The sequence below is a fragment of the Mycobacterium aquaticum genome, assembly GCF_002086485.1.
Lineage (GTDB): Bacteria > Actinomycetota > Actinomycetes > Mycobacteriales > Mycobacteriaceae > Mycobacterium > Mycobacterium aquaticum.
Genome location: NZ_MVHF01000005.1, coordinates 14,645 through 27,982 on the forward strand (window position 1 = coordinate 14,645; position 13,338 = coordinate 27,982).

The following is a 13,338-nucleotide window of genomic DNA, read 5'->3' on the forward strand; positions in this document are numbered from 1 at the left end:
AAGCTACGTACGCTGCCCCGCACGCGAGGAGGAATCAAGGTATTGGCGGTCGGTGCGATCATGACCGCGACCCTGACCGCTTGCGGCGGATCGAATTCCGGTGGCAGCAGCACTCCCAACGCCGCCCCGACCGACAAGGTGCTGCACCTGTCATTCCTGCAGGATCCGGGACAACCGCCCGACCCCGACGTCTACTACGCCGGACAGGGTCTGCTACTCACCACGAACACCTACGAGGGCCTCTTGCAATACAAGGCGGGCACCGACAAGCCCGTGCTGGAGCCGCTGCTGGCGACCGAGTGGACGGCCTCACCGGATAACAGGGTGTTCAGCTTCAAGCTGCGCGAAGGCGTCAAGTTCCATGACGGCACCCCGTTCACCTCGGCCGCGGTGAAGGCCTCCTTCGACAGGAGGGCGGCGGTGAACCAGGGCCCGGCCTACATGGTCACCGACGTCGAATCGGTTACCACCCAGGGTGATTACGGTGTAACCGTCACGCTCAAGGCGTCGAACTCGGCGTTTCTGGACTACCTGGCCTGTCCGTACGGACCGCGCATGCTCAGCCCGGAGGGGCTGAAGAAGAACGGCGGCAGCGACAACGCGCAGGGCTACCTCACCAACCACGATCTGGGCACCGGCCCCTACACCCTGACTGCCGCCGAGGTCGGCTCGAAGTACGAACTGACCGCCTTCGGCGACTACTGGGGCGCCAAGCCCTACTTCGAGAAGGTCGATCTTCCGGTCATCACCGACGTGTCGGCGCAGCAGTTGCAGTTCAACAACGGTCAGATCGCCGCGATCCTCCACGACCTGCCGTCCTCGGCCGTGCAGTCGTACCTGGACAACAAGTCGTTCGCGAACTACTCACTGCCGACCATGATGTCGAACTACGTGTACGTCAACCCCCGCAAAGGCATGATGACCGACACGAAGAACCGCACCGCGGTGTTGCAGGCCATCGACGTCGACGAACTGGTCAAGCAGACCTACTTCGGCCGCGGCAAGACTGCCGAGCAGATCTACCCGCCGAACATGATGGCCGCCGAATTCGGCAAGCAGACCGTGCCGCACGATCCGTCGGCGCTGTCCGGTATCGCCGCAGGACTGCCCGCCGACCAAAAGGCCGTCACCATCGGCTATGACTCCAGCAACCCGGACAATCAGTTGATCAGCAACCTGATTCAGACCCAGCTGGCCGCGGCCGGGCTCAACGCCAAGGTGCAGGCCTACCCGACATCGGAAATCTACGGCTGGGTCGGCAGTGACGGGCAGTCCGCGCCGGAGATCATGACCTACCTCGGGTGGCCGGACGCGCCGTCGCCATACACCTGGGGCCATATCTCGTGGGATGCCAGCGGCGGTCTGAACTTCTTCGGGTGCTCGGCGCCGGCGGTCACCGCAGCCTTGGCCAAGGGACTGCCCGCGGACACGGCCGCCGACTTCTCCACTGCCGGTACGGAAGCGGTCAAGACGGGCTGCTGGCTCAACGTCGCCGACGTCAACGACTTCATGGTCGCCCAGCCGTGGTTGAAGGGCGTCGAACAGGCGCACGTGGTGACCAACCCGAACTCCCTGCGGCTGGCCGCGCTGTCGGTCGGCTGATGGCCACGCTCTTACACAAGAGCGGGGTGCGCCGCATCATTCTGCTGACCCTGGGCTGGGAGGAACTGCCGAAATCGGTGTCGGTGTACGGGGCTCCGCCCGAAGAGCGGATGCGCGAACCCGTCCCCGGCGTGCTGTTGCAGACCGATGGTGGCTGGGTGCTGCTGGACACCGGGTTCAACACCGCCCTGGTGCGGGATCCGGCGCTCTACCGGCGGTTCTTCCCGACCGTGGAATACCGTCCGGTGCTGCCCGGACCCGGCGAGCCGATCGAACAGCGGCTCGCCGAGGTCGGTGTGGATTTCGACGCGATCCACACTGTGGCCGTCAGCCACCTGCACCACGATCACGCGGGTGGGCTGAAGCTGTTCGCCGGCAAGGTGCCGGTGCACGCCCAGCGCCGCGAACTCGAGTACGGGCTGTCGAACCACCCTGAGCCGGAACGCAATGCGATCGTGCGGGTGGACTTCGACGACCCGAACATCGACTGGCGCCTGGCCGACGGGGAGGCCGAGGTTGCCCCAGGTGTCACAGCGGTGCCGACCTATGGGCACACGCCGGGCCATCAGAGTTTCGTGGTGGAACTCGACGAATCGGTAAGGGGGATCGCCGGTGCCGAAGGGTATGTGTTCGCCTTCGACGCCGCCGATCTCACCGAGAACATCGAGCAGGAACTCCCCATCGGTGGTTTCATCGACGTGGATCCGCAGGACACGGTCGAGCCGATCCGCCGGCTCAAGAAGTTGGCTGCGGACAGGGGATTTCAGCTGATACCCGGCCATGATCCACACGTGTGGCCAGAGCTCACGGAGCATTTCCACCGCAGATTCGGTCCGCTGTGATCCAGTACGTGCTGCGTGCCGACCGGGTGCTCGTCGATGGGCACCTGGTCCCGGCATCAGTGGGCATCAGCGGTGGGCACATCGCCTTCCTGGGTGACCTGGATGCAGACTGCCCGGCGGTCCACGATGTCCGGCTGCCCGGCCCGGTCGCCCTGCTGCCCGCGTTCGTCGACACCCATGTCCACGTCAACGATCCCGGCACCGACTGGGAAGGTTTCGCCACGGCCACCACGGCAGCCGCGGCGGGAGGTATCGCCACAATCGTCGACATGCCGCTGGACTCCGATCCGGTGACCACGAGCGCCGCTGCCTTGCGTGTGAAAGAGGCAGCGGCTGAAGGTAACTGCGCTGTCAGCGTCGGGTTCTGGGGTGGCGTCGTCCCAGACAACCTGGACCAGCTCGCCGCGCTGGCACAGGCCGGGGTGCGTGGCTTCAAGTGCTTCCTCGCCGATTCGGGCAATCCGAACTTCCCGCACCTGACTCCCGAGCAGTTCCGTGCCGCCATGGTCCGCATCGCCGAACTGGGTTCGCTGCTGCTGGTGCACGCGGAGAGCCCCGCGGTGCTCGACGCCAGCCCACGTCCGGTGGGGGGCGGCTACCGGTCGTTTCTGGCGTCACGCCCCGACGCCGCTGAGGAGGACGCCGTGGGCCTGGTCGTCGACACCGCACGGGAGACCGGCACTCGCGTGCACATCGTCCACGTGTCCAGTGGCCGGGTGCTGCCCCTGCTGGCCGCGGCGAAAGCCGACGGCGTCGCCGTCACGGCCGAAACCTGTCCGCACTACCTGACTTTCGGCGCTGAGGAGGTACCCGACGGCGGCACCGAGTTCGCCGCGTGCCCACCGATCCGGGACGGTGTGAACCGAGAACTGCTGTGGGCGGCGCTCGCCGACGGGACCCTGGATCTCGTGGTGTCCGATCATTCGCCGTGTGACCCGCAGTACAAGGCCTCGGGTGACTTCGGGAGCGCTTTCGGCGGGGTCAGCTCGCTGCAGCTTGGGCCCCGCGCCGTGTGGACCCAGGCTGTGGCGCGAGGTTTCGGCATTGCCGAGTTGAGCCGGTGGATGTCGGAACGCCCCGCCGCGCTGGCCGGCTACCCGGACCGGGGTCGGATTGCGGTGGGGCTGCGGGCCGATCTGTGCGCCTTCGATCCCGACGCGGAGGACACCGTCCGTGCTAGCGAACTGCGCCACCGGCACCCGGTGAGCCCGTACGACGGTGTCCGTCTGCGCGGTTCGGTGTTGCAGACCTGGGTGGGCGGGGTGCCGGCCGGGCTGGGCCAGTCCACCAGCAAGGCTGGGATCTACGCGCCCGGGCCGGACAACCCGCGCAGCCACTGGCCACTTTCGAAAGCCATCGGATTGTGACCGACGTCGATCTCGCCTCCCGGACCGTCGGCGGCAGCGTCGTGGCCGCCAGTGACGAATCCTTCGGGTTCAAGGAGCGGCTCGTCGATCCGACCGAACCCGCCTTCGTTCCCGGAATATATGACCTGCGTGGCGAAGTGGTGGACGGTTGGGAGACCAAGCGGCACGCCGGAACCGGCGGTGACTGGGCGATCATCCGGCTCGGCGCGCCCGGCCGGCTGCACGCCGTCGATGTGGATACCCGGTTCTTCTCAGGTAACCACCCGACCGCCGCCGCCGTGTACGCCTGCGCATTGGAGCGCACCGCGGATCCGACAGCACCTACGGTGGCCTGGACATCGATCGTGGAAATGACGGTTCTCAAAGGGGATTCACACAATCTGTTGGCCGTGACGGACCGGCGTCGGTGGACGCATCTGCGGCTGCGCTTGCAGTCCGACGGCGGGGTCGCGCGGTTGCGGGCCTACGGCGAGGTCATCCCGGACCCGGCGCTGTGGGCTGGTGTCACCGTCGAGGTGTCCGGCGTGGAACAGGGCGGACGCGTCGAATGGTGCAGCGACAATTTCTATTCCAGCGCCACCTCGCTCATCGCCCCGAATCGGCCGCACAACATGGGTGAGGGCTGGGAGACCCGCAGGCGCCGCGATATCGGACCCGACACCCACGACGCGGTGATCATCTCGTTCGCGGTGCCCGCCGACCTGCGGCAGGTCGAGATCGACACCTCGTACTTCGTGTTCAACGCCAGCCTCGAGGTGTCGGTGCTGGGCAGCAGCTGTCGGCCCGATCGCGAACATGGCTGGGGGACGGTCGCGTTCGATATCCCAGTGTTGGCGCGTACCTCGCTGATTCCCGATGCGCGCCAACGCTTCCCGATCGATGTTGCCGGCGTGACAGCGCTGCGCGTACAGGCCTACCCGGACGGGGGGATCGCCAGGGTGCGGGCATTCGGGGTGCCCACGGCGGACGGACTACGCACGCTGCAGCGCCGGTGGAAGGAATGCTCGTGACGGTGTCCATGGCCGACTGCACCGGGCTGTGGCGCCGCACCCTGTTGATCGGGGCGGACGGCACCCACGACGAGAACCCGGGCGTCCTGTGGCTGCAGGGTCCGACCGCTTATGTCGACTCGCGCGGCTTCGCAGGCACCCTGGCGCAGAACGGCAACATCTTCGAATGGCACCGCGCGGTCGACCTACAACCCCCGGGCCCGTTCCCGGATGCGGGTGAGATGCGCTGGGAAGGCGACGTTCTCATCGAGACCGGCGTGCACGAGGACTACGTCGAGCACTGGGTGCGCGACGCCGGGGAGGTCGTCCCCACAGGTGCACTGCATCTGTCCGGTCCGGGCGGCACCCCGGCACTGCTGGTCCGGGTGGGTGCGCTGTTCGGCTGGGCCGACTGCGAGCAGGTGCTGATCGGCACCGTCGGCGCCGCCGACTACCGATCGCTCGGAATCATGAACTCCGGCAACAAGATCCAGGCCAACGGCGTGCACTGGACGGTGGATCGAACGGAAGGGAAGGTGGATTCATGAGTGGCGTGACGTCATTCACGTCGGTGCCCGTCATCGACATCAGCGGACTGTACTCACCCGAGAGCGCCGAACAGGACCGAGTGGCTGCCGAGATCGGCCGAGCGGCAGCCGATGTCGGCTTCTTCTACATCAGGGGCACCGGCATCGACGAGTCCCTGTTCGACGCCATGCTGGCCGCCGTCAAGGAATTCTTCGCGCTGCCGCTGGAAGAAAAGATGCGCAGCTACATCGGTCTGTCGCCGTGCCACCGCGGCTATGTACCCGTCGGCGAGGAGGGATTCGAGGGCACCGTCCCCGATCTGAAAGAAGCCTTCGACACCGCTCTCGACCTGCCTGCCGACGACCCGGACTACCTTTCCGGCAACCCGATGCTCGGGCCGAACACGTGGCCCGAGCTGCCGGGCTTCGCCGCGGCCGTCACCGCCTACTACCAGGCGCTGCTGGCGGTGGGACAGCGGCTGCTGCGGGCGTTCGCGGTGGCGCTCGGGGAGGACCCCGAGGTGTTCTCCCGGCACGCGACCAAGACGCCGAGCCAGTTACGGCTCATCCACTATCCGTACAACCCCGATGCGCTGGACAGCATCGGCATCGGTGCGCACACCGACTACGAATGCTTCACCTTGCTCAAGCCCACCGCACCCGGTTTGGAGGTGCTCAACGGGGCGGGGGAGTGGATCGACGTCCCGCCGGTCGACGGCGCATACGTCGTCAACATCGGCGACCTGCTCGAGCTGTGGACCAACGGGGCGTTCGTGGCGACCAGCCACCGGGTCCGCAAGGTCGCCGAGGAGCGGTATTCGTTCCCACTGTTCTTCAACGTCGACTACGACACCGAGGTCAAGCCGCTGCCGCAGTTCGTCACCACCGAGACAGCCCGGCGTCCCGGGTTACGGGCCGGTGAGCACCTGTTCGCCCAGACCGCACAGACGTTCGCCTATCTGCGGCGGCGAATCGAGGACGGGGAAGTGGTGCTGCCGGACGGATCGCTGGGCCTCGGGCAGTTCGGACAGCAGGCGTTGCAGGGCGCCGGCGGCTGATCAGTTGATCGGCGCGTTCACCCAGCGCAGGTCGTCGAGGATGCCGCGGGCCGCGACGATGTTCTGGCCGGTCTGCCAGACCTCGTTGTTGACCACGAACACCCGGTTGTCCTTCGTTGCGGACAATGCCCGCCACGCCGGACTGTCCAGAATCGCCGTGGCGCGATCGCGCGCGGCAGGCGACGCGAAGGACACGTACACGATGTCGGCGTCGGCGATCGAGAAGTCACGACCGGAGGTGGGCAGTTCCTCGAACGGCTTGTCGGTGAACCGCTGGGCGGCGGGCCGGTCCAGCCCGACCGCGGCCAACACGCTGCCGGGGAAGTTGTTGGCTCCGTAGACCCGCACGGTGTTCTCGGTCAGTTGTACCACGGAGGCCTGAAAGTGCGCGGCGTCGTTGTCGGTGCCGGTCTTGCGGGCCGCGTCATTGAACTTGTCGACCAGGTCGCCCGCCGCGTCGGCACGTCCGGTCGCCGCGCCGACCGTGCGCAGCGTGTCCTGCCAGCCGGCGCCGGGCGCGCCGGTGAAGACAGTCGGTGCGATCGCCGCCAGCGCGCCGAACGCGTCCGGCGTCAGGGCCTGCGACCCCAGGATCAGGTCGGGGTGGGCCGCCGAGATGGCGGAGAGATCCGGTGCGTTGCGGTCGCCGACCGCCGCGACGTCGTGCACGGTCTTACCGAGGTACGACGGTTGACTGTCGGAACCCACGGGCGTGGCGGCTGCGACGACGCGAGACTGCAGGCCCAACGCGCACAACGCGTCGAGTTGATCACCGGACAGCACGACGATGCGTTGTGGATCCCCGGATATCTGCGTGGTCGGGGGGATGCCGTTGCCCTCGGCGTTGTGAACGTCGCGTGAGGCCGGGTCCGCGGGAGCCGGTGCGGGTGCACACGACTCGTCAGGACGGCGCTGATTGCCCAACACGCCGGCGTCGGCGATCTTCGTCACGCTCGTGCTGATCGACGCCTGGCCCTGCGGGGCCGCGCTTTCTGAGCCGCAACCGGCGGACAGTGCGGCGGTCACGGTGATCAGCGCAGCTACGACACGCGGGCGGTGGATCAACACGGGGCGACGGTAACATTCTGGCGCTTCCCAGCTGGTCAGGCCGCCGCGCTGAGAACTTCCGGGCTGATTACGACAGTTTGTAGGACCCACGGGCGCGCGGGGCTTCGGGAGGGTTAGGATTCAGTTCGATATGCGGGATTTCCCGACTGATCTTTGGAGGATCTCTTGGTAGCCGAAGCGCCCCCAATCGGAGAACTCGAGGCACGTCGTCCTTTTCCGGAACGGATGGGCCCCAAGGGCAACCTGGCCTACAAGCTCATCACGACCACCGATCACAAGCTGATCGGCATCATGTACTGCGTCGCGTGCTTCGCCTTCTTCTTCATCGGCGGGCTCATGGCACTGCTGATGCGTACCGAATTGGCGTTGCCCGGTTTGCAGTTCCTGTCCAACGAGCAGTTCAACCAGCTGTTCACCATGCACGGCACGGTGATGCTGCTGTTCTACGCGACACCGATCGTGTTCGGCTTCGCCAACCTGGTGCTGCCGCTGCAGATCGGGGCGCCCGACGTGGCGTTCCCGCGCCTGAACGCACTGTCGTTCTGGCTGTTCCTGTTCGGCGCGCTGATCGCCATGGGCGGCTTCATCACCCCCGGCGGCGCCGCTGACTTCGGCTGGACGGCCTACTCGCCGCTCACCGACGCAATCCACTCGCCCGGACCGGGCGGTGACCTGTGGATCATGGGCCTGGCCGTCGGTGGTCTCGGCACCATCCTCGGTGGCGTCAACATGGTCACCACCGTGGTGTGCATGCGCGCTCCGGGTATGACGATGTTCCGGATGCCGGTGTTCACCTGGAACATCCTGGTGACCTCGATCCTGGTGCTGATCGCGTTCCCGATCCTGACCGCCGCGCTGTTCGGCCTTGCCGCCGACCGTCACCTCGGCGCGCACATCTACGACCCGGCCAACGGCGGTGTCCTGTTGTGGCAGCACCTCTTCTGGTTCTTCGGCCACCCCGAGGTGTACATCATCGCGCTGCCGTTCTTCGGCATCGTCAGTGAGATCTTCCCGGTCTTCAGCCGCAAGCCGATCTTCGGTTACACCACGCTGATCTACGCGACCATCAGCATCGCGGCCCTGTCGGTCGCGGTGTGGGCGCACCACATGTACGCCACCGGCGCGGTCCTGCTGCCGTTCTTCTCGTTCATGACGTTCCTGATCGCGGTGCCGACCGGCATCAAGTTCTTCAACTGGATCGGCACCATGTGGAAGGGGCAGTTGACCTTCGAGACGCCGATGCTGTTCTCGGTGGGCTTCTTGATCACCTTCACCCTGGGCGGTCTGTCCGGTGTGCTGTTGGCCAGCCCGCCGCTGGACTTCCACGTCACCGACAGCTACTTCGTCATCGCGCACTTCCACTACGTGCTGTTCGGCACCATCGTGTTCGCCACCTACGCGGGTATCTACTTCTGGTTCCCGAAGATGACGGGCCGGCTGCTCGACGAGCGCCTGGGCAAGCTGCACTTCTGGCTGACCTTCATCGGCTTCCACACCACGTTCCTGGTGCAGCACTGGCTGGGTGACGAGGGCATGCCGCGCCGCTACGCCGACTACCTGGCCAGCGACGGGTTCACCACGCTGAACGTGGTCTCGACGATCGGATCGTTCATCCTGGGTATCTCGGTATTGCCGTTCACGTGGAACGTGTTCAAGAGCTGGCGCTACGGCGAGCCCGTCACGGTCGATGATCCGTGGGGTTACGGCAACTCGCTGGAGTGGGCGACCTCTTGCCCGCCGCCGCGGCACAACTTCACCGAGCTGCCCCGCATCCGGTCGGAGCGTCCGGCGTTCGAGCTGCACTACCCGCACATGGTCGAGCGGATGCGCGCCGAGTCCCACGTGGGCCGCTCGCATCACCCTGAGCTCGAAACCGCGGACCGGTCCAGCTGACGACAGGCGGCTACTGGGGGAGATGAGTCGAAAGGTGGCTTCTCCTAACGGCTCTTCGCGCGAGCGGTCATCGGTCCTCATCACCGTCACCGGAGTCGATCAACCCGGCGTCACGTCAGCATTGTTCGAGGTGCTGTCCCGCCACCAGGTGGACTTGCGCAACGTCGAACAGGTCGTCATCCGCGGCCGGCTCACCCTCGGTGTGCTGGTCGCGGCACCGGCCGAGGTGGTTGACGGCGGTGGTTTGCGTAGCGACGTCGAGGCCGCGATCCACGGCGTCGGGCTGGACGTGACGATCGAGCGCAGTGACGACCTGCCGGTGCTGCGTGATCCGTCGACCCACACCATCGTGGTGCTGGGCCGACCGATCACCGCACAGTCGTTCGGTGTGGTGGCGCGCGAGGCGGCGGCGCTGGGCGTCAACATCGACACGATCCGCGGGGTCTCCGACTACCCGGTGACGGGCCTGGAACTGCGGGTCTCGGTGCCGTCCGCAGCGGCCTACGCCGAGTTGCAGGCCGCGATGGCACAGGTGGCCGTGGACGAGGGCGTGGACATAGCGCTCGAGGACTACAGCCTGTCGCGTCGCGCCAAACGGCTCATCGTGTTCGACGTCGACTCCACGCTCATCCAGGGTGAGGTCATCGAGATGCTGGCCCAGCGGGTCGGCAAGGAGGCCGAGGTGGCTGCTGTCACCGAGGCCGCCATGCGCGGTGAACTGGACTTCGCGGAGTCCCTGCACCGCCGGGTGGCGACCTTGGCGGGGCTGCCCGCCGAGGTGCTCGACGACGTCGCCGAACAGCTCGAGCTGACCCCAGGCGCGCGGACCACCATCCGGACGCTGCGCAGGCTCGGCTTCCACTGCGGCGTGGTGTCCGGCGGATTCCGCCAGGTGATCGAACCGCTGGCCGAGGAGTTGATGCTCGATTACGTCGCGGCCAACCACCTGGAGGTCGTCGACGGCAAGCTCACCGGGCGGGTGATCGGGCCGATCGTGGACCGGCCCGGCAAAGCGAAAGCCTTGCGCGACTTCGCCAGCCAGGCCGGGGTGCCGATGGAACAGACGGTTGCCGTCGGGGACGGCGCCAACGACATCGACATGCTGGCCGCGGCGGGCCTGGGTGTGGCGTTCAACGCCAAGCCGGCGCTGCGCGAGGTTGCCGACGCGTCGCTGAGCCATCCCTACCTGGACACGGTCTTGTTCATCCTGGGCATCACCCGCGGCGAGATCGAAGCCGCCGACGCGATCGACGGCATGGTGCGTCGCGTCGAGATCCCCGAAGACTGAGGCACTCCCACGGCGGGGTTCCACCCGCGTCCTGTAACGCTGTCACGTAGGGTGTCGATATGGCGAAGGTGAAGCACGCAGTTCTGGTCGGTGGTTTCGCCGTCGCGGCGGCCCTGGGACAACTGGCATTCGCCTCTCAGGCCGATGCCAAGCCGTGTCCCTCTGGCACGGTCCCGTCGAAGTTCGAGGGAGTCTGCGTCAGCGGCCCGTCGGGCGGCGGCGTGGTGCCGGTGCTCACGCCGGCCAGCGAAGGCTCGGGTGTGGTGAATGCGCCCGGTCAGCTGCCGTCGGTCAACGGTATCCCGTGCACCATCGAGCATTACGGCACCTGTTTGGCGCTCTCCCAGCAGCAGTAGGTCGTTCTAGACCACCAGTGTCGGCTGCTGCGGGCTGCTGACCCCAGTGATGCTGCGCCACGCGCGCGCCATCAGCTCGACCGCCTCCTCCAACTGAGGCTCCGGCAGGGCGTAGGGCAGCCGGATGAACCGTTCCAGCGTGCCGTCCACCCCGAATCTCGGACCGGCGGGCAGGTCGAGGCCCAACCGCGACGCACTGGCGGACAACGCTGTGCTCATCGGGGCGGGCAGCCGAACCCACAGTGACATCCCGCCGCGGCCGTCGCCGGGTTGCCAGTCGGGGAGTTCGCGTTCCAGCAGCGACACCAGGTACTGCCTGCGGTCGTTGAGCAGCTCGCGTCGTTCCGGCAGGATCTGCTCGCGCGCTGCGAGAAGCCTTGCCGCCGTGAGCTGTTCGAGAATGGGCGTGCCGAGGTCAAGCGACGGGCGGATGGCGGTGATGGTCGCCAGCGTGGCACGGTCGGCGCGGATCCAACCCACCCGTAGACCGCCCCAGAACGACTTCGACATCGAGCCGACGGTCAGCACCAGGTCATCGCGCGGCACAGAGACCGCCAGCGGGGCGGGCGGTGGCGCATCGATCCACATGTCGATGATCGACTCGTCGACGATCGTGCGGGTGCGCGTTTCCGAGATGATCTGCCCCAGCCGGGTCCGCCCCTCGGCGTCGAGGGTGAACCCGGTGGGGTTGTGGCAGTCGGGAATCAGGTAGGCCAGGCTCGGCGCCAACTGACGCAGCGCGGCGTGCACGGCGTCGAGTTCCCAGCCCTCCTCGGTGAGCGACACCGGCACCGGACGTGCCCCGGCATGCGTAATCGCCGACAGCGCACCGTGATACGTGGGTTGCTCGACGAGCACGCGGTCGCCGGCCTGGGTGTGCGTCGCCAGGATCAGGCCGATCGCGTGCTGGGCGCCACTGGTCACCATGATCTGGTCTGCATCGGTGGGCAGCCCGCGCTCGCAGTACCGCGCGGCGATCGCCTCGCGCAGTGCGGTGACGCCGGTGAGCTCGTGGCCCGGCTCGTGCAGATACGGGGTGATGTCGTGGGCGGCTTCGGCGAATGCGTCGAGCACCGCGGCGCACGGCGCCGAAAGTGCCGCAGCGGCCAGGCTGACGGTCGGCTGAGTCGGTTCGGTGACCACTTCGGACCGCAGGGGTAGCGCTGCGGTGCTGCGGGCTCCGCGGCGCGCGTTGAGATAGCCGTCGTCACGCAACTGGGTGAACGCCGCGGTGACAGTGGTGCGCGAAACCCGCAGCGCATCGGCGAGGGCCCGCTCGCTGGGCAGCCGCGACCCGACCGGCAAGCGGCCGTCGACGATCAACAACCGGATGGCGTCGGCCAGCCCCAGATAGGCGGGTCCGCTGAGACTGGAGGTGCGCCAGTTGCCGAGTTCGCGGGCCAAAAGGTCCACATCGAGGGCACGTGCGGCCATATCGCTACTCATAATGAGGCCAGTATTCGCCAACTGGCTATTGATGAGCAAGCCAGTTGGTCGGAATGATCGGGGGCATGAGAACGATTTGGATATCGCGGCTCGCGGAAAATCTCCGTCGTCTGTACGACCCGCGCAACGGCGTCGCCGACTGCGACATCGACGCCCGCCGGGTGTCCAGCGAACTCGACGCCATCCGCGCCCGATTCCCGGACCACGCCTGATGACCGCGCTCAAACGAGGCACGCTGCTGCTGATCGGTCTGTGCGGATACGGCATGTCGATGGGCATGATGGTGCGCGCCGGCCTGGGGCTGGACCCGTGGGACGTCTTCCATCAGGGCCTGACCCGGCACACGCCGCTGACCATCGGGCTCGCCTCGGCCGTCGTCGGAGTCGTCGTGCTGCTGGCCTGGATCCCGCTGCGCAACAAACCCGGCATCGGCACTGTCGCCAACGTCATCGTCATCGCGATCACCGTCGACGCCACCCTCGCCGTGCTGCCCGCGCCGCACGCCATGCCGCTGCGGATCGCGATGATGCTCGGCGCCGTGGTGCTCAACGGCATCAGTACCGTGCTCTACATCGGGGCCGGACTGGGTCCGGGTCCGCGCGACGGTCTGATGACCGGCCTGGTCGCCCGTACCGGGCTGTCGATCCGCTTGGTGCGAACAGTGATTGAAGCGACCGTGCTGACGGTGGGCTGGCTGCTCGGCGGTTCGGTCGGCGTCGGCACCCTCGTCTACGCGTTCGGCATCGGCCCGCTGGTGCAGCTCATCCTCAAGTTCACCCCGCGCGCCATCCTGTTCCACGATTTCAGCGGCAGGCGCGAGCCTGCGAGGACCAGAACGGAGCTAGCCGAGCCCATCGTTTGAATTCTTCGCCGGCAGTTCAAGCATCGTTGGACGGCCAGGC

13 protein-coding genes are annotated in these 13,338 nt (G+C 67.1%); 11 read left to right on the forward strand and 2 right to left on the reverse strand.

Going from position 1 to position 13,338, the window contains the following annotated elements:
* The first annotated feature begins 60 nt into the window (after positions 1-60).
* The 6 genes from BST13_RS06950 to BST13_RS06975 are packed head-to-tail and all read left to right on the forward strand — an operon-like array spanning position 61 to position 6,385.
* Positions 61-1,602: an ABC transporter substrate-binding protein gene (locus BST13_RS06950; RefSeq protein WP_425436993.1), complete on the forward strand. Its 1,542-nt coding sequence runs from the start codon at positions 61-63 to the stop codon at positions 1,600-1,602.
* Complete coding sequence (locus BST13_RS06955) at positions 1,602-2,444, forward strand: N-acyl homoserine lactonase family protein (RefSeq protein WP_083162029.1); 843 nt, start codon at positions 1,602-1,604, stop codon at positions 2,442-2,444. Before BST13_RS06950 ends, BST13_RS06955 begins: the two co-directional genes overlap by 1 nt.
* Positions 2,441-3,811, forward strand: a complete 1,371-nt coding sequence (gene allB, locus BST13_RS06960) for an allantoinase AllB (RefSeq protein WP_245839425.1) — start codon at positions 2,441-2,443, stop codon at positions 3,809-3,811. The genes BST13_RS06955 and allB overlap by 4 nt, the downstream gene beginning before the upstream one ends.
* Entirely contained in the window at positions 3,808-4,821 is a 1,014-nt protein-coding gene (gene alc / locus BST13_RS06965) for an allantoicase (RefSeq protein ID WP_083162031.1), read from the forward strand. The genes allB and alc overlap by 4 nt, the downstream gene beginning before the upstream one ends.
* Positions 4,812-5,348 carry a hypothetical protein gene (locus BST13_RS06970; protein WP_083162033.1) on the forward strand — a complete coding sequence of 179 codons (537 nt, stop codon included), beginning with the start codon at positions 4,812-4,814 and terminating at the stop codon, positions 5,346-5,348. Before alc ends, BST13_RS06970 begins: the two co-directional genes overlap by 10 nt.
* On the forward strand, positions 5,345-6,385 hold the full coding sequence (locus BST13_RS06975; protein WP_083162035.1) for an isopenicillin N synthase family dioxygenase: 1,041 nt from the start codon (positions 5,345-5,347) through the stop codon (positions 6,383-6,385). Before BST13_RS06970 ends, BST13_RS06975 begins: the two co-directional genes overlap by 4 nt.
* On the opposite strand, the gene BST13_RS06980 is transcribed toward BST13_RS06975, so the two are convergent.
* The gene (locus BST13_RS06980; RefSeq protein WP_083162037.1) at positions 6,386-7,453 is read right to left on the reverse strand and encodes an iron-siderophore ABC transporter substrate-binding protein; all 1,068 of its coding nucleotides are present in this window, start codon (positions 7,451-7,453) and stop codon (positions 6,386-6,388) included.
* Positions 7,454-7,618: 165 nt separating this feature from the next.
* Between BST13_RS06980 and ctaD the strand changes: the two genes are divergently transcribed.
* From ctaD to BST13_RS06995, 3 genes are read left to right on the forward strand one after another with little or no spacing between them, the layout of a single operon-like run.
* Positions 7,619-9,346: an aa3-type cytochrome oxidase subunit I gene (gene ctaD / locus BST13_RS06985; RefSeq protein WP_083162492.1), complete on the forward strand. Its 1,728-nt coding sequence runs from the start codon at positions 7,619-7,621 to the stop codon at positions 9,344-9,346.
* Positions 9,347-9,368: 22 nt separating this feature from the next.
* On the forward strand, positions 9,369-10,634 hold the full coding sequence (gene serB, locus BST13_RS06990) for a phosphoserine phosphatase SerB (RefSeq protein WP_083162039.1): 1,266 nt from the start codon (positions 9,369-9,371) through the stop codon (positions 10,632-10,634).
* Positions 10,635-10,693: 59 nt separating this feature from the next.
* The gene (locus tag BST13_RS06995; RefSeq protein ID WP_062830330.1) at positions 10,694-10,990 is read left to right on the forward strand and encodes a hypothetical protein; all 297 of its coding nucleotides are present in this window, start codon (positions 10,694-10,696) and stop codon (positions 10,988-10,990) included.
* Between the two features lie 6 nt (positions 10,991-10,996).
* Here BST13_RS06995 and yczR read toward each other — a convergent pair whose 3' ends face one another.
* Entirely contained in the window at positions 10,997-12,436 is a 1,440-nt protein-coding gene (gene yczR / locus BST13_RS07000) for a MocR-like transcription factor YczR (RefSeq protein ID WP_083162040.1), read from the reverse strand.
* Positions 12,437-12,501: 65 nt separating this feature from the next.
* Here yczR and BST13_RS39290 point away from each other — a divergent pair, with 65 nt between their 5' ends.
* Positions 12,502-12,648 (forward strand): hypothetical protein, encoded by a 147-nt coding sequence (locus BST13_RS39290; RefSeq protein ID WP_095533447.1) that lies wholly within the window; start codon positions 12,502-12,504, stop codon positions 12,646-12,648.
* Positions 12,648-13,298 carry a membrane protein YczE gene (yczE, locus tag BST13_RS07005; protein ID WP_083162042.1) on the forward strand — a complete coding sequence of 217 codons (651 nt, stop codon included), beginning with the start codon at positions 12,648-12,650 and terminating at the stop codon, positions 13,296-13,298. The genes BST13_RS39290 and yczE overlap by 1 nt, the downstream gene beginning before the upstream one ends.
* Positions 13,299-13,338: the final 40 nt, after the last annotated feature.

Coding starts and splice junctions, on each gene's coding strand:
- yczE (WP_083162042.1), top strand. CDS start 12,648: ATGACCGCGCTCAAACGAGGCACGCTGCTGCTGATCGGTCTGTGCGGA.
- BST13_RS06955 (WP_083162029.1), top strand. CDS start 1,602: ATGGCCACGCTCTTACACAAGAGCGGGGTGCGCCGCATCATTCTGCTG.
- BST13_RS06950 (WP_425436993.1), top strand. CDS start 61: ATGACCGCGACCCTGACCGCTTGCGGCGGATCGAATTCCGGTGGCAGC.
- yczR (WP_083162040.1), bottom strand. CDS start 12,436: ATGAGTAGCGATATGGCCGCACGTGCCCTCGATGTGGACCTTTTGGCC.
- BST13_RS06975 (WP_083162035.1), top strand. CDS start 5,345: ATGAGTGGCGTGACGTCATTCACGTCGGTGCCCGTCATCGACATCAGC.
- BST13_RS06995 (WP_062830330.1), top strand. CDS start 10,694: ATGGCGAAGGTGAAGCACGCAGTTCTGGTCGGTGGTTTCGCCGTCGCG.
- serB (WP_083162039.1), top strand. CDS start 9,369: ATGAGTCGAAAGGTGGCTTCTCCTAACGGCTCTTCGCGCGAGCGGTCA.
- BST13_RS39290 (WP_095533447.1), top strand. CDS start 12,502: ATGAGAACGATTTGGATATCGCGGCTCGCGGAAAATCTCCGTCGTCTG.
- BST13_RS06970 (WP_083162033.1), top strand. CDS start 4,812: ATGCTCGTGACGGTGTCCATGGCCGACTGCACCGGGCTGTGGCGCCGC.